Origin of the sequence: Proteus sp. CA142267 (genome assembly GCF_003336825.1) — a bacterium.
GTDB classification, from domain to species: Bacteria; Pseudomonadota; Gammaproteobacteria; order Enterobacterales; family Enterobacteriaceae; genus Proteus; species Proteus terrae.
The window spans coordinates 130,541-152,787 of record NZ_QPMG01000004.1; the positions used below are offsets into that span (position 1 = coordinate 130,541).

General features: G+C 38.4%; 21 protein-coding genes, 1 pseudogene and 1 other annotated feature. Of the genes and pseudogenes, 7 read left to right on the forward strand and 15 right to left on the reverse strand.

Features of this window, described 5'->3' with window-relative positions; translation table 11 throughout:
* Nucleotides 1-9 precede the first annotated feature (9 nt).
* From arnA to thrS, 12 genes are all read right to left on the reverse strand, one after another.
* Complete coding sequence (gene arnA, locus C0T34_RS09280) at nt 10-1,992, reverse strand: bifunctional UDP-4-amino-4-deoxy-L-arabinose formyltransferase/UDP-glucuronic acid oxidase ArnA (protein ID WP_098943128.1); 1,983 nt, start codon at nt 1,990-1,992, stop codon at nt 10-12.
* Entirely contained in the window at nt 1,992-2,972 is a 981-nt protein-coding gene (gene arnC / locus C0T34_RS09285) for an undecaprenyl-phosphate 4-deoxy-4-formamido-L-arabinose transferase (RefSeq protein WP_098943129.1), read from the reverse strand. The genes arnA and arnC overlap by 1 nt, the downstream gene beginning before the upstream one ends.
* Nucleotides 2,973-4,118 carry a UDP-4-amino-4-deoxy-L-arabinose aminotransferase gene (gene arnB, locus C0T34_RS09290; RefSeq protein ID WP_109850054.1) on the reverse strand — a complete coding sequence of 382 codons (1,146 nt, stop codon included), beginning with the start codon at nt 4,116-4,118 and terminating at the stop codon, nt 2,973-2,975.
* Nucleotides 4,119-4,251: 133 nt separating this feature from the next.
* Nucleotides 4,252-5,001: an ATP-binding cassette domain-containing protein gene (locus C0T34_RS09295; RefSeq protein ID WP_098943131.1), complete on the reverse strand. Its 750-nt coding sequence runs from the start codon at nt 4,999-5,001 to the stop codon at nt 4,252-4,254.
* A gap of 1 nt (nt 5,002) precedes the next feature.
* The gene (gene btuC / locus C0T34_RS09300; RefSeq protein ID WP_098943132.1) at nt 5,003-6,013 is read right to left on the reverse strand and encodes a vitamin B12 ABC transporter permease BtuC; all 1,011 of its coding nucleotides are present in this window, start codon (nt 6,011-6,013) and stop codon (nt 5,003-5,005) included.
* Between the two features lie 380 nt (nt 6,014-6,393).
* On the reverse strand, nt 6,394-6,690 hold the full coding sequence (gene ihfA, locus C0T34_RS09305) for an integration host factor subunit alpha (protein WP_023582381.1): 297 nt from the start codon (nt 6,688-6,690) through the stop codon (nt 6,394-6,396).
* 4 nt (nt 6,691-6,694) lie between these two features.
* Entirely contained in the window at nt 6,695-9,082 is a 2,388-nt protein-coding gene (pheT, locus tag C0T34_RS09310; RefSeq protein ID WP_109850055.1) for a phenylalanine--tRNA ligase subunit beta, read from the reverse strand.
* A gap of 14 nt (nt 9,083-9,096) precedes the next feature.
* Nucleotides 9,097-10,080, reverse strand: coding sequence for a phenylalanine--tRNA ligase subunit alpha (gene pheS, locus C0T34_RS09315; RefSeq protein WP_023582383.1), 984 nt, complete (start codon nt 10,078-10,080; stop codon nt 9,097-9,099).
* 100 nt (nt 10,081-10,180) lie between these two features.
* Nucleotides 10,181-10,304: a sequence feature (Phe leader region), on the reverse strand.
* A gap of 106 nt (nt 10,305-10,410) precedes the next feature.
* On the reverse strand, nt 10,411-10,767 hold the full coding sequence (gene rplT / locus C0T34_RS09320; RefSeq protein ID WP_006537111.1) for a 50S ribosomal protein L20: 357 nt from the start codon (nt 10,765-10,767) through the stop codon (nt 10,411-10,413).
* A 42-nt stretch (nt 10,768-10,809) separates the two neighbouring features.
* Nucleotides 10,810-11,007, reverse strand: coding sequence for a 50S ribosomal protein L35 (gene rpmI, locus C0T34_RS09325; protein ID WP_004263702.1), 198 nt, complete (start codon nt 11,005-11,007; stop codon nt 10,810-10,812).
* Between the two features lie 94 nt (nt 11,008-11,101).
* Entirely contained in the window at nt 11,102-11,641 is a 540-nt protein-coding gene (gene infC, locus C0T34_RS09330) for a translation initiation factor IF-3 (protein WP_036937410.1), read from the reverse strand.
* Between the two features lie 3 nt (nt 11,642-11,644).
* Entirely contained in the window at nt 11,645-13,573 is a 1,929-nt protein-coding gene (gene thrS / locus C0T34_RS09335) for a threonine--tRNA ligase (RefSeq protein WP_075673357.1), read from the reverse strand.
* 627 nt (nt 13,574-14,200) lie between these two features.
* On the opposite strand from thrS, the gene C0T34_RS09340 reads away from it, so the two are divergent.
* Entirely contained in the window at nt 14,201-14,641 is a 441-nt protein-coding gene (locus C0T34_RS09340) for a PACE efflux transporter (RefSeq protein ID WP_098943134.1), read from the forward strand.
* Between the two features lie 4 nt (nt 14,642-14,645).
* On the opposite strand, the gene C0T34_RS09345 is transcribed toward C0T34_RS09340, so the two are convergent.
* Both C0T34_RS09345 and C0T34_RS09350 read right to left on the reverse strand, forming a co-directional pair.
* Nucleotides 14,646-15,335 carry an AraC family transcriptional regulator gene (locus C0T34_RS09345; RefSeq protein ID WP_109850056.1) on the reverse strand — a complete coding sequence of 230 codons (690 nt, stop codon included), beginning with the start codon at nt 15,333-15,335 and terminating at the stop codon, nt 14,646-14,648.
* 96 nt (nt 15,336-15,431) lie between these two features.
* The gene (locus C0T34_RS09350) at nt 15,432-15,770 is read right to left on the reverse strand and encodes a tRNA-binding protein (RefSeq protein WP_109850057.1); all 339 of its coding nucleotides are present in this window, start codon (nt 15,768-15,770) and stop codon (nt 15,432-15,434) included.
* 266 nt (nt 15,771-16,036) lie between these two features.
* On the opposite strand from C0T34_RS09350, the gene C0T34_RS09355 reads away from it, so the two are divergent.
* Entirely contained in the window at nt 16,037-16,630 is a 594-nt protein-coding gene (locus tag C0T34_RS09355; RefSeq protein ID WP_098943137.1) for a GNAT family protein, read from the forward strand.
* Nucleotides 16,631-16,729: 99 nt separating this feature from the next.
* Nucleotides 16,730-17,443 carry a MarC family NAAT transporter gene (locus tag C0T34_RS09360; RefSeq protein WP_098943138.1) on the forward strand — a complete coding sequence of 238 codons (714 nt, stop codon included), beginning with the start codon at nt 16,730-16,732 and terminating at the stop codon, nt 17,441-17,443.
* On the opposite strand, the gene C0T34_RS09365 is transcribed toward C0T34_RS09360, so the two are convergent.
* Complete coding sequence (locus C0T34_RS09365) at nt 17,440-18,111, reverse strand: transglycosylase SLT domain-containing protein (RefSeq protein WP_098943139.1); 672 nt, start codon at nt 18,109-18,111, stop codon at nt 17,440-17,442. The two genes, C0T34_RS09360 and C0T34_RS09365, sit on opposite strands and share 4 nt — an antisense overlap.
* 566 nt (nt 18,112-18,677) lie before the next feature.
* Here C0T34_RS09365 and C0T34_RS09370 point away from each other — a divergent pair.
* The 4 genes and pseudogenes from C0T34_RS09370 to C0T34_RS09385 form a co-directional block, all read left to right on the forward strand.
* Nucleotides 18,678-19,487 (forward strand): annotated as a pseudogene (locus C0T34_RS09370) (metal ABC transporter substrate-binding protein); the annotation flags it as partial.
* A complete protein-coding gene (locus C0T34_RS09375) occupies nt 19,484-20,371 on the forward strand; it encodes a manganese/iron ABC transporter ATP-binding protein (RefSeq protein ID WP_098943141.1) in 888 nt (295 codons plus the stop codon). The pseudogene C0T34_RS09370 and the gene C0T34_RS09375, both read left to right, overlap by 4 nt.
* A 2-nt stretch (nt 20,372-20,373) precedes the next feature.
* Nucleotides 20,374-21,285: a metal ABC transporter permease gene (locus tag C0T34_RS09380; RefSeq protein ID WP_098943142.1), complete on the forward strand. Its 912-nt coding sequence runs from the start codon at nt 20,374-20,376 to the stop codon at nt 21,283-21,285.
* Nucleotides 21,282-22,139 carry a metal ABC transporter permease gene (locus C0T34_RS09385; protein ID WP_098943143.1) on the forward strand — a complete coding sequence of 286 codons (858 nt, stop codon included), beginning with the start codon at nt 21,282-21,284 and terminating at the stop codon, nt 22,137-22,139. Before C0T34_RS09380 ends, C0T34_RS09385 begins: the two co-directional genes overlap by 4 nt.
* Nucleotides 22,140-22,247: the final 108 nt, after the last annotated feature.

Genomic DNA, 22,247 nt, shown 5'->3' on the forward strand with positions numbered 1-22,247 from the left:
TATTTATTCCTATTTAGTGCCTAATTCTTCGACTGCACCACGTAAGAAGAAATCTAATGTTTCTTCTACTGTTTGGCGAGTTTCAATACTTGGTTTCCAATCCAATAAACGCTCTGCGTTTTTAATGCTTGGCTTACGATGTTCAACATCTTGGTAGCCTTTGCCATAGTAACTGCTACTTTCAATCTTCTTAAAGCCTGCAAATGGAGGGAAATGGCCACGTAACTCATGTTTTTCAAAGCAATCTAACAGCATTTCTGCTAATTCGCGAATACTTGCTTCATTAGTTGGGTTGCCGATATTGATAATTTGACCATCACATTTGTTATCACGGTTTTCAATAATACGGAATAAAGCTTCAATACCGTCATTGATATCAGTGAAACAACGTTTTTGCTCACCCCCATCAACCAATTTAATTGGTGAACCCTCAACTAAGTTCAGAATTAATTGTGTGATTGCACGAGAGCTACCAATACGCGCTGAATTTAAGTTATCTAAACGAGGTCCCATCCAGTTAAATGGACGGAACAACGTAAATTTCAGACCTTCTTTGGCACCATAAGCCCAAATAACTCGGTCTAATAACTGTTTAGATACAGAGTAAATCCAACGTTGTTTATTGATTGGACCAACAATCAGACGTGAATTATCTTCGTCAAATTCTTTATCATCACACATACCATAAACTTCTGATGTGGATGGGAAAATAATACGTTTATTATATTTAACGCAATAACGTACAATTTTTAAATTTTCTTCAAAGTCTAATTCAAATACGCGTAATGGATTACGGGTATATTCAATTGGTGTTGCAATAGCAACTAATGGCAGAATAACGTCACATTTTTTAATATGGTATTCAATCCATTCTGTATGAATGCTCACGTCACCTTCAATAAAGTGGAAACGTGGATTTCCAATAAAGCGTTCAATTGCAGAAGAACCGATATCCATACCATAGATATCATAGTTATCATCTTTTAATAGACGCTCTGTTAGATGGTTACCAATAAAGCCATTCACACCTAAAATCAGAACACGTTTGCGACGTTTAACTTGTGCAGTTGCTTTTGGTCCAACGCGAACATCAGTCACAATACCCATTTCAGCCGCTAAACGACTTCCTTGAACATAAAGACCATTTTCACTTTGGCCAGTAACAACTTCAATTGCTCCTTTCGCGCATGCAATCACTAAAGGCTCGGTTGAAATAACAGTACCCGGACGTTTGCCTTGATTATCAGCAACGGCGCGTGAACGCCAGATAATCATTTTACGTTCACCTAAGAACGTGAATGCACCTGGGTATGGTTCTGTAACGGCACGTACTAAATTGTGGACTGTTTTTGCATCTGCATTCCAATCGATTAAACCATCATCAGCACAACGACGACCAAAGTAAGTAGCTTGGCTTTCATCCTGTGCGATTGTTGAATAATCACCTGATGCAATATGTGGTAATGCACTAGAGAGTAATTTATTCGCAGCTTCTCTTACTTTTTCATGTAAAATCAGAGAAGTATCATTATCTGCAATGATCACTTTTTCTTGAGCTACGATATCACCCGCATCAGCTTTCGCTGTCATTTTATGCAGAGTAACACCTGTTTCTGTTTCACCATTCACGATCGCCCAGTTAATTGGTGCACGACCACGATATTTTGGTAATAAAGAGCCATGTAAATTAAATGCGCCTTTAGGTGCCAAATTCAGGATCTCATCACTTAACATGTGACGATAATAGAAAGAAAAAATGACATCAGGTTTCATTTCACGAATACGTTCAATCCACAATGGGTGATTGACATTTTCAGGTGCAAATACTGTCAATCCCATTTCTGCACTCACGCGAGCAACAGATGAGAAAAAATGATTTTCATTAGGATCGTCAGTGTGGGTAAATACAGCCTGAATATCATAACCTGCTTTTTCAAGTGCTTTTAAACCAACACAGCCAATATCGTGATAGGCAAATACTATTGCTTTCATTAGTCTTTTTCCTGATCTTCGTTGGGTTTATTAACGCCAACCACTTTTTGGATAAAATACCGAGGACGCGCTCTTACATCATTATAAATCCGGCCTATATACTCACCTAATAAGCCCATTGCAACGAACTGCGCTCCGATAAACATAAATAAGATTGCAAAAAGTGTGAATACACCTTCAGCAGCCCACATCGCACCGAAAATAATACGTAAAATAATCAACAATAAAGCTAGAACAAAGCCAGATACAGCGATAACACTGCCGACAATGCTTAATAAACGTAATGGTGCCGTGGTAAGACAAGTTAATAGGTCGTACATTAAATTAATAAGCTTTAAAAAGCTGTATTTTGAATCACCATATTCACGCTCTGCGTGAGCAACATCGATTTCAATAGTACGACGAGCGAATGTATTCGCAAGAATAGGAATAAACGTACTTCTTTCGTGACACTGTAACATCGCTTCAACAATGTGGCGACGATAAGCACGTAACATGCAACCGTAGTCTCCCATAGAGCGACCAGTTGCTTTAGTGATCATTGAGTTGATCATTTTTGAAGCGGTTTTACGAAACCATGAATCTTGACGATTACGGCGACGAGTTCCAACAACGTCATACCCTTCTTCAGCTGTCGCGACAAGCCTTGGGATCTCTTCTGGAGGATTTTGTAAATCAGCATCTAATGTGATCACTAAATCACCATCAGCCTGATTGAAACCAGCCATAATTGCGGAGTGTTGGCCGTAATTACGGTTTAAAATAATTGCAATAACGTGATTTTCTTCAATTGCAGCCGCTTCTTCTAACATCTTAGCTGAATGGTCACTGCTACCATCATCAACAAGGATCAGTTCATACTCTTGTTTTAACTGTTTACAGCTCTTAATTGTACGTTCTAAAAGCTGAGGAAGGCTTTCTTCCTCGTTATAAACGGGGATCACAACCGATACTTTCTTGATTTCATCAAATGTTGACACTTAAATATGCTCCGAAAGAATTTCATTGATCGCATCTACAACGCGAATAACATCTTCATTATTCATATCAGGGAACAATGGCAGCGAGCATAACGTTGCAGAGTTCCATTCTGATTGAGGAAGGGATAAAGAAGGATAGCGCTCACGATAATATTTTTGTGTGTGCGCCGCACGGAAATGAAGCCCTGTACCAATCTCTTTTTGCTTCAATTTCTCCATAAAGATATCACGATCGATACCACAGGCATTTTTATCAACTCTCACCATAAATAGGTGATTTGCATGTAAATGTGAATATTCAGGAACACTCAACATTTCTAATGGAGAATCTTTGAGTTTTTCACGATACAGTGCAACTAACTCAGCACGTTTAGCATTCATTTCATCTAAACGCCCTAATTGCACCACGGCAATCGCTGCATGAATATCAGATAAGTTGTATTTATAGCCAGGCTCAACAACTTCTGCTTGAGGTTTACGCCCTTGAATTTGTCTATCAAAAGCGTCTACCCCTAAACCGTGGAATTTTAAGCAACGTACTCTATTGGCTAATTCGTCATTATCAGTAACAACTAATCCACCTTCTGCACAAGTAACATTTTTAATTGCATGGAAAGAGAAAATAGAGGTTCCTTTTTCACCAATCCATTCATTTTTATAGCGAGTACCAATAGCATGCGCAGCATCTTCAATCAAAGGAATGCCTGCATCTTGTGCAACTTTTCGTAGGGCATCAAGATCGCAAGGTGCACCAGCATAATGCACTGGAATAATTGCTTTCGTTCTAGGTGTAATTGCTTTTTTGACATCTTCTGCACTCACCATCAAGGTATCACGGTCAACATCAATCATTACAGGTTCTGCACCAAGTAATGTAATAATGTTCATTGTCGAAACCCACGTTTGTGATGGTGTGATAACTTCATCACCAGCGCCAATTCCCATCGCCATTAAAACAACATGCATACCCGCAGTGGCAGAGCAAATTGCGATAGCGTGTTTGCTACCAAATTTTTCACAAAAATCTTGCTCTAATTGATGATTTTGAGGGCCTGTTGTAATCCAACCTGAACGCAGTACATCCTCAACGGCTTTGATTTCTTCATCGCCAATCGCAGGGCGAGAGAAAGGAAGGAAGTGACTCATAAAAATGTAGCCTAATTAATGAATGAATAAAAAACAATTATATACAAACTATTGTTCACCGACATCCGTCTTATTAAGAAAACATTAAAAAAACCTTAATAATTACTTGGGGATAAGCTTAACAATAGCCATATTATTGTAAAACCTGCCAATCAATATGATCAACATCATTGATGCACTTGATATTTGTATTAAATGTAGTTGATAATAATTTTTCGTCCAATAAGAGTGCAGATGTGCCAGAATTAACCAAATATCCATTTTTTATGAGCCAAACTCTGTCTGCTTTTTGATAGGAATGATTCAAATTATGTGTACTCATTATAACGGCACCACCTTGTTGGCAAAACTTATCTACCCACTTGTCCAAAATCGCCAACTGTACGACATCTAAATTATTCGTTGGTTCATCAAGTAACATTAATTTCCCTTTTAAATCATAACTTGACCATAATTGGATAAATGCGCCAACAATTCTGACCCTCTGCCATTCGCCTCCTGATAAATGATGAATATTTTTTGACAATAATTTGTCAATTTTAAAATCATTTAACAACTTATTTAATTGCCGCACATTCATTTTCGATAATTTATGATATAGCGAGAGATAATGGAAAACAGGCATAAATGATAAAGCTTCCAATTGTTGTATAACAATGCTCTGTATTCTAGAAAGATCATCATATTTATAATGTCTTATTGAAGTTTCGTTTAGAATAATTTTGCCACTAAACGAAAACTCTCCTGCGATCGCCATTAAAAGCGTACTTTTTCCTGCACCATTAGCACCAATTAAGTGGATACGCTCGCCATAACTTACTTGCTCTGTAAATGCGTTAAGTCGAATATCAACACTTACATTATTAAGTTTAAGTAACGCCATATTACAAACGCCCCATCTCTTTGGTTGCCAATAACCAGATAAATAAAGGTGCACCAAGCGTTGCTGTAATCACACCTATCGGAACTTCTGCACCATTTAAAATCAAGCGAGATAGCAAATCAGCAAGTAATAACAATCCGCCACCAGCAAGCGCACATGCGGGTAATAATGTTTTATAATGGGTTAAGCCACATAATCTTAATAAATGCGGTACAACAAGCCCTACAAAACTTATAGCGCCCGCTAAAGCCACACTCAACCCTATCAATAATCCAACGGCTAAAATAAACCAATTTCGCCATTGATTAACGGATATGCCTAATTGTTTTGCTCTAAATGAACCTAGTGATAAATAATTAAGAACATCAGCTTGTAGAATAAGGATCAAGAGGATAGGTGTAAGAGCCCAAAATAAGACTTGATGGCGCCAATCAATACCGCTAAAACTCCCCATCAGCCAATACATTAATTGCCTTAAATCCAAAGCTGAGCTGAAGTAAACCAACCAAGTCATTATCGCACTTGCCATAACACCTAATGCCACACCAATTAATAATAACTGAGCATTAGATAGTTTTCTTATTCGAGTAAAAAACATTAATAAGAGAGTGATCCCTAATGCGCCAAATATCGCCACACTACTTATTAACCAAGGACTTAAACCAATTTGCAAAACAATAAGTAATACAACACACACTCCCGCACCACTGCTTACTCCTAATAATCCGGGCTCTGCGAGTGGATTTTGGAATAGAGCCTGCATAATAGCACCTGCGATTGCTAGGCTGGCACCAACAGTCACGACGGCAAGTATTCTTGGTAAACGAATTTGCCAAACAAATAAATTGGCTTCATCTGTTAACCATTGATGTGGGAACAACACAATCTCACCGACAGAAAGGGAAAAAATAAATAAGAAACATAATACTAACACCATTAGAAACAGTTTTTTTCTGTCGTCAATGCGTTGTCTTTTAGTAAATTTAATCAAAGGATTAACTTCTTTATTCATTTCGTTCCCTATCCATGCAACAAAGGTTCTTGCTGTTTTTATTTATAAAGTCATTTTTTAGCAACATAACATGTTCACATTCAATGATGAAAAACTAAATTGAGAACATGCAAGCCTGCATCTAATAATAAAGAAAAACTAGGATTAACTATCACAGTATTGATGTAAATAAGAGATAAAAAGGAAGGGTCAAAGTAAGAAGTGAGAATAAAAAAGAAAAATAATTAGGAAATAAAAACACGCCATCTAAATAGAAATATCCATTCAGACTATATTGATAAATATAAACACCCCAATACGGCTATCATCAAAATTAGATACAAATAGAGATGATAAAAAAACGGCTTTCAAAGAAAGCCGTTTTGGATGTTTTTTAAATCTTATTCTTTTGGTGTTGCGCTTTCAACCCGGCTTTTTAACTTTTGTCCTGGGCGGAAAGTAACAACACGGCGAGCTGTAATAGGAATGTCTTCCCCAGTTTTCGGATTACGACCTGGGCGCTGATTTTTATCACGTAGGTCAAAGTTTCCGAATCCAGACAGCTTCACCTGTTCCCCATTTTCAAGAGAACGACGCACTTCCTCAAAAAAGGATTCTACAAGGTCTTTTGCATCGCGTTTGCTAACACCAAGTTTTTCAAACAGATTTTCTGCCATTTCAGCTTTTGTAAGCGCCATAGGTCTAGTCCCTCAAGGATGCTTGGAATCGCTGTTTCAATGCTGCTACACAGCTACTCACTGTTGCAGCAATCTCATCTTCTTCCAGTGTATGCTCGATATCCTGCAAGATTATGCTAATAGCGAGGCTTTTATAGCCCTCTGCTACTCCCTTACCACAATACACGTCAAATAAGTTTATGCCAACTATTTGATTTCCGCCAACTTTCTTACATTCGGCTAAAATATCTTCTGCAGCAACATCATTCGGAACAACTACAGCGATATCTCTACGATTCGAAGGGTAACGAGAAACTGCTTTTGCTTGTGGTAAACTGCGATTTGCAATTGCATTCCAACGTATTTCGAATACTACCGTACGACCGTTTAAGTCAAGTTTACGTTCAAGCTCTGGATGAACAACGCCAATACAGCCAATATATTCATTTCTCAGATAAATCCCAGCACTTTGTCCCGGATGAAGTGCTGAATGACTAGCTGGTTTAAATGTAATTTCATCTAGCTGGCCTGTCAATTCCAGAATTGATTCAATATTACCTTTCAAATCAAAGAAATCAACAGTTTGCTTATCTAAATTCCAATGTTCTTCATAACGGTTGCCCGCGATCACACCAGCTAACATAAGTTCCTGACGTATTCCATATTCTGCTTGATTATCAGGAACAAAACGCAGACCTGCTTCAAATAACCTAACTCTAGATTGTTGACGGTTCTGATTATATACAGTTGTAGTCAATAATCCGGTTAGTAAAGACAGTCTCATTGCTGACATATCCGCTGAAATTGGATTAGGCAGAATTAATGCTTCTTCATTTGGATGTAATAAAGATTGGATCTTAGGATCAACAAAACTATAAGTAATTGCTTCTTGGAAGCCATTGTCTACTAGCATTGTTTTAACGCGTTTTAATGATAAGTTTGCTTCGCGGTGATTGGTCATCACCAAGTCAGCGCGTAATGGCACATCTGGAATATTGTTGTAGCCATAAATACGAGCAACTTCTTCAATTAGATCTTCTTCGATTTGAACATCGAAACGCCATGAAGGAACTGTTGCTAACCAGCCGTCATTTTCAACAGAAACTTTGAAACCTAAGCGAGTTAATGAGTCCAGAACTTGTGTATCATCAATCACGTGACCTAGTAAACGATCTAATTTTTTACGTGTTAATTTGACTGGTGCAATATTTGGTAAATGTGCTTTATTGGTTACATCAATCACTTCACCAACTTCACCACCGCAAATTTCTAGCAGTAATTTCGTTGCACGCTCAATTGCGTTGTATTGCAGCTCAGAATCAACGCCACGCTCAAAACGATGAGAGGCATCAGTATGCAAACCATAACGACGTGCACGGCCTGTGATGGATAATGGAGAGAAGAATGCACACTCTAAGAAGACATTTTTCGTTTCTTCATTAACACCTGATGATTCACCACCGAAAATACCGGCCATACCCAATGCTTGTTTTTCGTCAGCAATAACTAATACATCATCTTTTAATGTAATTTCATTGCCATCAAGTAAAGTCAGTTTTTCACCATCTTTACCCATACGAACAACTACAGCACCTTCAACGCGATCAAGATCGAACGCATGTAGCGGTTGGCCCATTTCGAGTAAAATTAAGTTGGTAATATCAACAATTGGGTCAATAGAACGAATGCCACCACGACGTAACTTTTCTTGCATCCATAAAGGTGTTTTTGCTTTCACATTCATATTGGTGAAAACACGACCTAAATAACGTGGACACGCCTCTGGTGCTTCAACACGTACAGGGAATGTTGCTGATGATGTTGCCACAACAGGCGACATATCAGGTACTTGGCATTCCATTTTGTTGATCACAGCGATATCACGAGCAACACCTAAAATACCTAAGCAATCAGCACGGTTTGGTGTAATGCTAATTTCAATCGCATTATCATTTAATTTTAAATATTCACGAATATCCATGCCAATAGGCGCATCAGCAGGTAATTCAATAATACCTTCATGATTTTCTGAAATTGCTAATTCAGAAAATGAGCACAGCATACCTTCAGAAGGTTCGCCACGCAGTTTTGCTGCTTTAATTTTGAAATCGCCTGGTAATACAGCACCAACTGTTGCGACCGCAACTTTTAGGCCTTGGCGGCAGTTAGGAGCACCACAAACGATATCGAGTAATCTATCACCGCCTACGTTAACTTTCGTTACACGTAATTTATCGGCATTAGGATGTTGTCCACATTCAACAACTTCACCTACAAACACACCGTGAAAATCACCAGCAACAGCTTCAACGCCGTCAACTTCAAGGCCCGCCATTGTCAGTTGTTCAGAAAGTGCTTCGCTACTAATCGCTGGGTTTACCCACTCACGTAACCAAAGTTCACTGAATTTCATGAGATAATCCCACCTTATTTAAACTGTTTGAGGAAACGAAGATCGTTTTCGAAGAATGAACGCAAGTCAGTGACACCGTAACGTAACATGGTCAGACGTTCCATACCCATACCGAACGCAAAACCTGAATAAACTTCAGGATCGATACCTACATTACGTAATACATTTGGGTGAACCATACCGCAACCCAACACTTCTAACCATTTACCATTCTTACCCATTACATCGACTTCTGCAGAAGGCTCTGTGAATGGAAAATAAGAAGGACGGAAACGAATTTCCATATCTTCTTCAAAAAAGTTTTTCAGAAAATCATGTAGTGTTCCTTTTAAATTGGTAAAGCTAATGTCTTTATCAACAATTAAGCCTTCAATTTGATGGAACATTGGTGTGTGAGTCTGATCGTAGTCATTACGATATACGCGACCTGGTGCGATGATGCGAATAGGTGGCTGTTTATCTTGCATGGTACGAATTTGTACACCTGATGTTTGTGTACGCAATAAACGTTTTGCATCAAACCAGAAAGTATCGTGATCGGCTCTTGCTGGGTGATGAGCAGGAATATTCAACGCATCAAAGTTATGATAATCATCTTCGATTTCAGGGCCTGATTCTACAGAAAACCCTAATTCGCCAAAGAAAGTTTCAATACGTTCAATTGTACGAGTTACTGGGTGTAAACCACCGTTTTCAATACGGCGACCAGGCAAAGACACATCGATTTTCTCAGCAGATAAACGTTCGTTTAATAATGCTGATTCAAGGTAATCTTTACGAGTATTCAGCGCTTGCTGAACCTCTTGTTTAGCCTGATTAATGACAGCCCCTGCAGCTGGACGATCTTCCGCGGGTAAGTCGCGCAGCGTGGACATCTGAAGCGTTAAATGACCTTTTTTCCCCAAGTATTCAACACGAACCGAATCCAGCGCAGCAACATCCTGTGCCTCTTCGATAGCTGCTTTAGCTTGAGCAACGAGTTCAGCGAGATGTGGCATCGTTTCCTCTTCCTTTGACCTGATGAGGTCTATTAGTTGTTATCAATGATGACGAATAAAATTGCCCTTTTTGGTTTCTAACCCAGTATTGGGATCTGAAAACAAAAAAGCCTCCATATTGGAGGCTCAGGCGCTACTTTTCGTTTCTTTTCTTACGCGCAAAAGCCCCCTTGAATTAGGCGCTAAAGTAAAAAAAGAAACGGAAAAAAGCGATATTTAACATTGATAATGTCTCTTAAAGTATTAACTTATTGAATTTATATCATTAAGCCACAAATTTAGACAAAATAAAAGAGGGAGAAAACTCCCTCTTCCATTGCTTAATAAATATTAAGCCAGAGCACCTTTCGCTTTTTCAACTAAAGCAGCGAATGCTACTTTGTCGAATACAGCGATGTCAGCCAGAATCTTACGGTCGATTTCAATGGATGCTTTTTTCAGACCATTGATGAAACGGCTATAAGACATACCGTTCTGACGAGCTGCTGCGTTGATACGCGCGATCCACAGCTGACGGAACTGACGTTTTTTCTGACGACGGTCACGGTACGCATATTGACCAGCTTTGATTACAGCCTGGAAAGCTACACGATATACACGTGAACGTGCACCGTAATAACCTTTAGCTTGCTTTAAAATTTTCTTGTGACGAGCACGGGCGATAACACCACGTTTAGCACGAGCCATATTAAACTCCTAAATGTCTATATTCTGTTAAAAAAGTGATACTTATGCGTATGGTAAGCAAGCTACGACCAGACCTAAATCTCCTTTAGAGACCATGCCTTTTGGACGTAAATGACGTTTACGCTTAGTTGATTTTTTAGTCAGAATGTGACGGAGGTTAGCATGCTTGCGCTTGAAGCCACCACCAGCAGTTTTTTTAAAGCGCTTAGCTGCGCCGCGTACTGTTTTAATCTTTGGCATTTCTATAATCCACTTCGCATTGTTAATAACATAAAATAATAAGGCGAATAGCAATCAGCCTTTAAAGGCTGACGCTATTACTTGAATTGCCCGACTATTTCTTCTTCGGCGCTAACACCATGATCATCTGACGCCCTTCAATCTTATTAGGGAAAGATTCAACAGCAGCCAGTTCATCCAAATCTTCACGGATACGGTTAAGCATTTCCATACCGATTTGTTGGTGCGCCATTTCACGACCACGGAAACGCAGTGTGACTTTGGCTTTATCGCCATCTTCAAGAAAACGAATCAGGTTGCGTAGTTTGACCTGATAGTCGCCTTCATCTGTACCAGGACGGAATTTAACTTCCTTAACCTGAATAACTTTTTGTTTCTTTTTCTGTTCTTTGAGAGTCTTACTTTTCTCATAGAGGAATTTGCCGTAGTCCATAATACGACAAACCGGCGGCTCGGCATTAGGACTAATTTCAACTAAATCAGCACCTGCTTCCTCGGCTTTCTCAAGAGCCTCTTTCAGACTAACAACTCCAATCTGTTCGCCATCTAAACCTGTTAAACGAACTTCATGAGCGCGAATCTCACCATTGATGCGATTCTGACGCGTTGATTGAATTCTTTTTCCGCCTTTAATACCTTATTCCTCCAACTGATGAAGACTTCTGCTTCTAATTTCTTGCAGAAGCTTTTCTTTAAATTCGTTAACGTCGATACTGCCAAGGTCTTTTCCTCGACGAGTACGAACCGCCACTTTGCCTGATTCAACTTCTTTATCGCCACAGACAAGCATGTACGGAACACGACGTAAAGTATGTTCACGAATTTTAAAGCCAATCTTCTCATTTCTCAAGTCTGCTTTTGCACGAATTCCGGCATCTTGCAATTCTTTGACGAGTTTTTGTACATAATCAGCCTGTCCATCCGTGATATTCATCACGACAACCTGCTGTGGTGCTAACCAAGTTGGGAAGAATCCTGCGTATTCTTCTGTCAGAATACCAATAAAACGTTCTAAGGATCCTAGCACTGCTCGGTGTAACATAACAGGTACTTTACGCTCGTTGTTTTCGGCAACATAAGATGCGCCTAAACGACCTGGTAGTGAGAAGTCTAATTGTACTGTACCACACTGCCATGCACGATCTAAACAATCGTAAAGTGTAAATTCAATTTTAGGGCCGTAAAACGCCCCTTCGCCTGGCTGATATTCAAATTCAATATTGTTATCAGTTAAGGCTTTTGCTAAGTCTGCTTCAGCAACATCCCATAATGCATCTTCACCGATACGTTTTTCTGGGCGAGTAGACAACTTAACAACGATTTTTTCAAATCCGAAAGTAGAATATACATCATAAATCAATTTGATGCAGTCATTTACTTCACTTAAAATTTGTTCTTCAGTGCAGAAGATATGCGCATCGTCTTGTGTAAAGCCACGAACACGCATTAAACCATGCAATGCACCTGATGGTTCATTACGATGGCAACTACCGAATTCAGCCATACGTAATGGCAAATCACGGTAAGAACGTAAACCTTGTTTGAAGATTTGTACGTGACCTGGGCAGTTCATTGGTTTAATACAATATTCACGGTTCTCTGAAGATGTTGTGAACATATTTTCTTTGTAGTTTTCCCAGTGACCTGTTTTTTCCCAAAGAACACGATCCATCATAAATGGACCTTTTACTTCTTGGTAATCATATTCTTTTAATTTACAACGTACAAATGTTTCTAACTCACGGAAAATAGTCCAGCCATCATTATGCCAGAAAGCCATACCCGGCGCTTCTTCTTGCATATGATATAAATCAAGCTGTTTACCAATTTTACGGTGGTCACGTTTAGCAGCTTCTTCTAAGCGATCTAAGTAAGCTTTTAACTGTTTCTTATCAGCCCAAGCTGTACCATAAATGCGTTGTAGCATTTTATTGTCGCTGTTACCACGCCAATATGCACCTGCGATTTTCTGCAATTTGAAGTTATGACAGAAACGCATGTTTGGAACGTGTGGTCCACGGCACATATCAACGTATTCTTGGTGATGATAAAGACCTGGTTGAGAATCTTGGCTAATATTTTCGTCAAGAATAGCAACTTTATAGTCTTCACCACGAGAAACAAATGTTTCACGAGCTTCAGCCCAGCTTACGCGTTTTTTAATAACGTCATAATCTGTTTTCGCCAACTCTAGCATGCGTTTTTCTAGAGCGTCTAAATCTTCCTGTGTTAGAGAATGGTCTAAATCCACATCGTAGTAGAATCCATTTTCAATAACAGGACCAATCGCCATTTTGGTGTGTGGCCATAATTGTTTAATTGCATGTCCCAATAAGTGGGCACAAGAGTGACGAATAATCTCAAGACCTTCATCATCTTTTGCGGTGATAATCGCCAGATTTGAATCCTGCTCGATTAATTCACAAGCATCCACCAGCTCACCATTAACACGGCCTGCAATGCATGCTTTCGCAAGTCCAGGACCGATATCTGCAGCGACATCCATGACAGAAACTGCATTTTCAAATTGACGTTGGCTTCCGTCAGGAAGAGTAATAATTGGCATTTAAAATCCTTATTTACAGTGGTGACCCATACGCAAGATCACTTGTAAGCTTTTTATTTCATATATATTCAGTACGTTACGACAAGTTCTCACTTTACCTCGCGAGGTTTGCACACAGTTATGTACACATATTTATTTTATAAATACCCATAGCATCACTGAGCCTTATCGCAACTCAGGGAGGGATATTATCACAGACAGTAAAGATTTATACATTTATCTGCCTATATTTCCCCAAGAAGACACGAAATAAAAATAACAAAAAATCTCACTCATCACATTGTATTAATTGACTCGATACTCTTTTCTCTATCTCTTTTTTATCATCTATATTTTTGATGACATGATTATATTCAAGGTGTCAAAGTAAATAGCTAAAGCAATTTTTTCTTTGCCACGTTCATCAGCCAAATAATGATACCCGCTGCATTTATAATTATTTGTATTTACTAGATTATTATCTAATCACCATCCGAATCCACTAAGCATATTCTTGTTATAGGCAAACTTTGCCTTTTTTATAGGATTTCATTACCATCAGTACCCATTAAGCGGAAACCGTGGCTTTAAAAATAACATTCTCTGGGGCGGGCCAGAACTTTCATTGTTAACATAAAGGTGTATAACGTGTTTTATCTAAAGCCCCGCCCTCGTAAGTTGGTCTATGCTATTACCTTTGAGATTCTCGCGATTTTATTAAGCACTGTTTTACTGGCAATATTAAGCCAAAGCCAATCACATAATTCACTGCCCGTTGCAATCGCTGTTTCTGTTATTGCTCTGATTTGGAATTATATTTTTAATTCTTTCTTTGAATTAATTGAGTCGAAATTAAGGATCAAAAAACGTACAGTCATGGTACGACTTACCCATGCAATAAGTTTTGAATTAGGTCTGTTCTTCTTTACCATTCCACTTTATATGTGGTGGTATAATGTAGGCTTTATCAAAGCGATAAGTATGGAAGTCACTATATTAGTGTTCTTCTTTATCTATACCTATTTATTCACACTCGTTTTCGATAAATTATGTCCTCGTGTTTATTCGACAGAAAACAAAGTGGCGTGATCGCTTAATCCTGTCGATACTCAGTAGGACTTTTATTAAAGTATTGGCGAAATACCTGACTAAATGCAGAGTGTGAGTCATATCCTACTGCTAGAGCAATATTTTCAATATTTACGGATGTGTATTTTAATAATTCAGTGGCTTTGCTAAGTCGCTGTTGAGTGACATATTGCATCACAGACACACCCACCTCTGCTTTCATTTTTCGCTGTAACGTACTCGCTGATGTATTAAAAGCAGAAGCAATATCATGTGTTGTTAATGGTGTATGTAATTTATTCACTAGCCAAGCATCCAAACTATCGCGCCAACCTTTTTGTATTTCCATTTGAGCGAGTAATAAGCGCGTGATCGTTGAATATTGATCTGGAGGTTGAGGATATTGATGTAGCCATTCCAATAATCCAATTGCTGCTGGTGATAGTGCAAATTGCCCACCTTTCTCACTTAATTGCCATTGCGAGGTCGCTGGAAGTTCGAGAATAAGATTTTTATTATCTATATTGCCTGAAAAGGCATGATGAATAGTTGGAGGGATAATCAAGCAGTTTTGATTAGAAATCAGAAAGTCCTCTCGATTGAAATTGACTTCCATCGAACCCGAGAGCCCAAAAATAATCTGCCATAAATTATCATGCTGATGAGATACCGTCTCTTGTGTATAACATCGCAAATGCAATTGAGGTAATAACAAAAGACACTCCTTTATATCCACCCTGCTATTGAATAATTACTATATCAAAACTCAGCAGAACATCACTATTTAAGAGTGTCTTATCAAGATACTTATTTAAGCCAAACGAGAGCCATTTGGTAAAGGTAAGTTAAATTCAGCCAATACAATTGCCCCCGTTTCGTCAGGTGCCCCTGTAATTAAAACTTCAGATTTTATACCTGCAATACGTTTAACTGGGAAATTACATACACATAAAATACGACGACCAACAAGCTCTTCGAGGGTATAGTTTACCGTAATTTGAGCACTTGAACGCTTTATGCCTAATTCGCCCAAATCGACTTCCATAACATAAGCCGGCTTATTAGCTTTCTTATTTATTTCTACGTTAATAATCGTTCCTACTCGCATATCTACACGTAGAAAATCATCCCATTCAATTAAATCTGTCATCTTTTTACCAATCTATTGTGTTTACGGTTATATCTCTATTACTGGATTATAGATTAACACGCATTATACTGGCTCACCTGTGGTGAGGCAGTCATTCTCTGTTGAGAAAGAATCACTCACACTCTTTTTTCTTTATTTTCATCATTCTGAATTTTGCTTATTTTCTAATAGCCTTTTAAATAACCATATCAATTCATAAATTTGTTATGTATAAAAAGTATTCTTAAGAAATGCAGTATTATTAACAACCCCAGAGAATATTTATTATGAAAAAGATAACAGAGTGGACAACACTGGAAGGAAAACTTGTACGTTTAGTGCCTCTTAGCATAGAACACTATTCAGAACTCCATGAGCTAATTGAAAAAGATAGACCCGATGAGCTTTGGTATACCACTGTTCCTTCAGTAACAGAGTTACAACGCGATATTGAGCATAAACTTCATTTGCAACAAAAAGGGTTAATGCTGCCATTTACCATAATTTCTAAAGCTAATAACCGTGTGGTTGGCATAACAACCTTTATGAATATTGATAGTCAAACACCAAGATTAGAAATTGGTTCAACATGGTATGCCAAAGAAGTACAAAGAACAGGAATAAACACAGAAGCTAAATACCTCTTACTTAAATATGCCTTAGAAGACTTACAGTGTATTGCTGTTGAATTTCGTACTCATATATTAAATCAAACTAGCCGTAGAGCGATTGAACGACTTGGCGCAAAACTGGATGGTATTTTGCGTAATCATAGATTAACAACAGGTGGTCAAAAAAGAGATACTTGCGTTTATAGCATTACTGATTACGACTGGGGATCGGTAAAAGTGCATTTAGAATGGCTTATGAAAAAATACTAATACACATTAAGAATATTACGAGGAAAATAACTTTTATCTCATTTAATTTGTTATCATAATTACTCCTTAATTATCTGTTATTGGGAGCTTTTATATTCCATGCACTCTGTTTACCAGTTTTTTCAGGCTATCGGTCTTGGTCTTATTTTGCTTTTGCCTTTAACTAATCCATTAACGACTGTCGCTCTTTGGCTTGGCCTTTCAGGCAATATGACAAAGGAACAACGTAATCAACAATCGTTAATGGCGTGTGTATATATTTTCCTCATTATGACCATCGCGTTCTATGCGGGACGGATCATAATGACAACTTTTGGTATTTCTATCCCCGGTCTTCGTATTGCTGGCGGAATGATAGTTGCCTTTATTGGCTTTAGTATGTTGTTTCCAAACACACCTAATGTCGATGATCCTATTTCAGACGATAATAATCCACATCGTAATCCTAAAGAGCCTAATATTGCCTTTGTTCCTTTAGCAATGCCAAGTACAGCAGGCCCCGGTACGATTGCAATGATAATCAGTACAGCAGCTTCAATCCCATCACGTACTGATATTGCACAATGGGTATTGTATATCGCCCCTGTGACAAGTTTCTTTTTAATTAGCGTTATCGTTTGGGTGTCACTTCGTGGCTCCACCAGCATTATGAAGTATTTAGGCCACAGTGGTATTGACGCTATTTCTCGCGTAATGGGATTTTTATTAATCTGTATGGGCGTTCAGTTTATGATCAATGGCGTCCTTGAAATTATTGCTGATTTGCCTGCTTTATTAAAACAGGCTCAAGCAGTCGCTAATTTGCCAGATTAATTATCACCTGCATGGTAAGCCGCTCTCACTTTTGCTAAATAGCGTGGCGCTTGAGAAGCCGGATGATTTTTTTCAACATAACGATAAAAATCATCCGCGCTCATTGAATTAATTTTAGCAATAGCATTACCTCTATCTTTATCAAATGTTCTTAATAAAGCGCCGGCGCCATTCACATAAGCAAGGATAGTGGCGTAATAAAGCGTTTCAGGATCGGCAATACCAACAAGATGGCGCTCTCTTAATAATTGAATATAGGCTGTACCTAAATCGATATTAATAGCAGGGTCTTTTAATTGGGCTGTTGTTGGTTGCCCTGCCTTGCCTCTATTTTGATAAACATCTCTTCCCGCAGTTGATGCTTTAATTTGCATTAATCCAACTGCATTTGATTTGCTAATAACTTCAGGTCTAAAGTTTGATTCAACTTGGATAATCGCCTTAATTAATGTTTCATCAACATCGTAACGACTTGATGCTTGCTGTATATGATTATCAAAAGGTGTTGATTTCCATTGTGCCGTTGAGATTGAAGCATTATTAACGCGGTTCTCTACTGTTTTTTGGCTTAAAAATCGTGATGTTTCTTTTTGAATAGGTTGACGAGCATGATCCGCACAACCAGCAAGAAGCAAAATTGCCAAAGAAAAGATGATTTTTACTTTCACGTTTTATCCTTTTGCATAACGGGTTGTACAAGATATATTTATATATCAAAGGGTTGTTGATATATTATTCTATTTCCACATAAAAATGTATGCTAAAATATGGCAAAGCACGAGAAATAAATCAATCTATTACTACTTCTAGTGTGTGCGTTTTATCTCAAATCTATCCTATTTCCTGTTTTCTTCACGAAATCTCTCAATCAGAATATCTGTAATAAAAACAATTCACTGAGGGATAGCTATAATCATAAAAATAATCTCTCGCACAAATAGTTACGAACTATTGTTAATTTTTGTGACAAAAACCGACAATCTACTTAACATTTATTGGAATACATGTTGTTATCTTATTTCCAGTCGTTATCAAATGAAGCTTTTTACACAGAGATAACTTGACTTTTTTGAAATGATATTGATAATCATTATCAATTGAGAAAATAACTCTGCAACTATAAGGCAATAATAATATGGATATATTTCGCTCTGTAAACAAACTTTCACTTACGGCTTTATGCCTTATGGCATCCGTATTTTTAACAGCACCAACACAAGCAAAAGATAAACTAAAAGTTGTCACCACATTTACTATTATTCAAGATATCGCTCAAAATGTGGCGGGAGATGCAGCGATTGTTGAATCAATCACAAAACCCGGCGCTGAAATTCACGATTACCAACCTACTCCTAAAGATATTGTAAAAGCTCAAAAAGCAGATCTTATTTTATGGAATGGCTTAAACCTTGAACGTTGGTTTGAACGCTTTTTTAATGAATTACGTAACGTACCCGCTGTCGTTGTCACTGAAGGCATTACACCAATGGCAATCAGTGAAGGTGCTTACAAAAACAATCCTAATCCACACGCATGGATGTCACCGAATAATGCATTAATCTATATTGAAAATATTCGTAAAGCGCTTGTTGAACATGATCCAGATAATGCAGCTATTTATAATCAAAATGCAGCAAATTACGCAGAAAAAATTAAACAACTTGATGCACCATTAAGAGAAAGATTATCTCGTATCCCACAAGAAGAGCGTTGGTTAGTAACGAGTGAAGGTGCATTCAGCTATTTAACCAATGACTATGGCTTTAAAGAAGTTTATTTATGGCCAATCAATGCAGAAGAACAAGGCACACCACAACAAGTTAAATATGTGATTGATACTGTTAGAGAACACAAGATCCCTGTTGTCTTTAGTGAAAGTACAATTTCAGATAAACCCGCTAAACAAGTCAGCAAAGAGACTGGCGCAAAATATGGTGGTGTTCTTTATGTTGACTCACTTTCCGCTGAAGGTGGCGAAGTTCCTACTTATATTGATTTAATTACTATTACAGTAGATACAATTGCGAAAGGATTTGGGCAATGAGCAATATAAAAGCTAATCCTACTTTGACTGTTGATAATGCCACTGTTACTTACAACAACGGTCATACGGCTATTTTTGATGCAAGCTTTTCTATCACTGGCGGCACTATTTGTGCCCTGGTGGGCATCAATGGCAGTGGTAAATCCACACTATTTAAAACCATTATGGGACTGGTAAAGCCCTCTAAAGGTAAAGTGACATTAAACGATAGCCCGATCCAACAGGCATTAAAACAAAATATGATCGCCTATGTTCCGCAAACAGAAGAAGTTGACTGGAATTTCCCAGTCCTCGTTTCTGATGTTGTGATGATGGGGCGTTATGGAAAAATGGGCTTTTTTCGTATTCCTTCAAAACGCGACCATGAGGTTGTTGAAGCATCATTAGAACGCGTTGGCTTGTCAGGTTTAGGACATCGCCAAATTGGTGAGCTTTCAGGTGGCCAGAAAAAACGTGTTTTCTTAGCACGAGCAATGGCTCAAGAAGGTACTGTTTTATTACTTGATGAACCATTTACTGGTGTCGATGTTAAAACAGAGAATGCCATTATTGAGCTATTACGTAATTTGCGTGAAGAAGGCCACTTAGTTTTAGTTTCAACACATAACTTGGGAAGTGTTCCTGAATTTTGTGACCACGTTATTTTGATCAATAGAACAGTATTAGACAGTGGTCCGACTGAAACGACATTTACGCAGAAAAACTTAGAACACGCATTTGGTGGTGTATTACGCCACATTAGCCTATCAGGTTCTGATCTTCATGATGATGACGATCCTCGCTCACTCACTGTCATTACTGATGATGAACGTGCTGCCGTCTTCTATGGTCATCAAGAAGAACACACTCCTGCGCACCAAAGCCAGCGCAAACAAGGAGATTAGCCATGCTAGATTTACTCCTGCAACCTTTTGAATATAACTATATGGTGAAAGCGATTTGGGTAAGTGCCTTAGTTGGTGCCGTCTGCGCTTTTCTTTCATCCTATCTTATTTTGAAAGGTTGGTCGTTAATGGGAGATGCCCTTTCCCACTCAGTTGTTCCCGGTGTTGCAGGGGCTTATATATTAGGTTTGCCTTACGCAGTCGGTGCTTTTTTTACGGGTTTACTCGCCGCATTATCAATGACATTTATTCGTCATATCACACGCCTTCGTGAAGATGCCGTTATCGGTTTTATCTTCTCCACTTTTTTTGCCTTTGGTCTGTTGCTGGTTTCTCTTAAACCGACAGCCGTCAACGTTCAGACCATCATTCTCGGAAATATTTTAGGTATTGCTGATGAAGATGTATGGCAAGTTGTGATTATTACAGGTGTCTCTTTCTTAGTCTTATTTTGCATCTGGAAAGACTTGCTGGTAGTTTTCTTTGATGAAGTTCATGCAAAATCAATCGGCTTATCGCCACTAAAATTAAAAATTATCTTTTTTACTCTTTTAAGCGCATGTACTGTTGCAGCGCTTCAAACTGTTGGTGCTATTCTTGTCATTGCTATGGTAGTGACGCCCGGTGCAACGGCTTATTTACTCACAGACCAATTTAAACGACTTGCAATTATTGCTATCTGTATTGGTACAATCACAAGTGCAGTAGGCGCTTATCTTAGCTACTTCTTTAATGGTGCAACAGGTGGCGTGATTGTTACAATGCAAACATCACTCTTTTTGTTGGCGTTCTTATTTGCACCTAAACACGGTATGTTGGCAGCTCGTCGCCGTGCTCGTCAGAGTTCACAACAGTTGATCACACAATCTCATCAACATAAAGGATCAACAAAATCAGAAGAGGTGAAACTATGAATGAGTTGATCGAGTTTTTCATTGAGCCTTTTCAATATCCGTTTATGCAACGCGCTATTATTGCAGCCATTATTATAGGTATCGCCTGCGCCATTTTATCATGTTATATGGTATTAAAAGGCTGGTCTTTAATGGGGGATGCAATCTCTCACGCCGTTTTGCCCGGAGTCGTTCTTGCTTACGTCACCGCTATCCCATTAACCGTAGGCGCCTTTCTTTCCGGACTCTTTTGTTCTTTTGCCACGGGTTATTTAAAAGAACACAGCCGCATTAAAGAAGACACCGTAATGGGAATTGTATTTTCAGGCATGTTTGCAGTGGGTTTGGTCATTTTTGCCAGTGTCGATACAGACCAACATTTAATGCATATTTTATTTGGTAATATTCTAGGCATTACGCCGAACGTATTAACTCAAATTAGTATTATCTGTGTAATCACCATCACTATTATGCTTATTAAGCAAAAAGATTTTATGCTTTATTGCTTCGATCCTAACCAAGCAAGAATTGTTGGTTTACCTGTCACATTATTACACTATGGATTACTGTCTATTTTGGCATTAACCATCGTCGCCTCAATGCAAGCTGTTGGGATTATTTTGGTTGTCGCTATGCTTATTTCACCGGGGATCACCGCGTATTTATTAACACGCAGTTTTTCACGCATGATTATGTTAGCAATTGTATTTTCTGTCGCATCTAGCGTTATAGGAACATTTATTAGTTTCCATATTGATGGAGCAACAGGTCCATGTATTGTGCTAACGCAAGCTGTGTTCTTTATTATTGCGCTACTCTGTAATCAGATTAAATTAGCAAAAATAAAGCGACAAACAAAACCCGCTAGCGCCTGATAATATTCTTTATCTTAGCAAAAACGGGATAATCATCCCGTTTTTTAGCTTTATACTTTATTGATTTAATTAAAGTGTTATTGTCATAGTATAAACATCGCTCGTTAT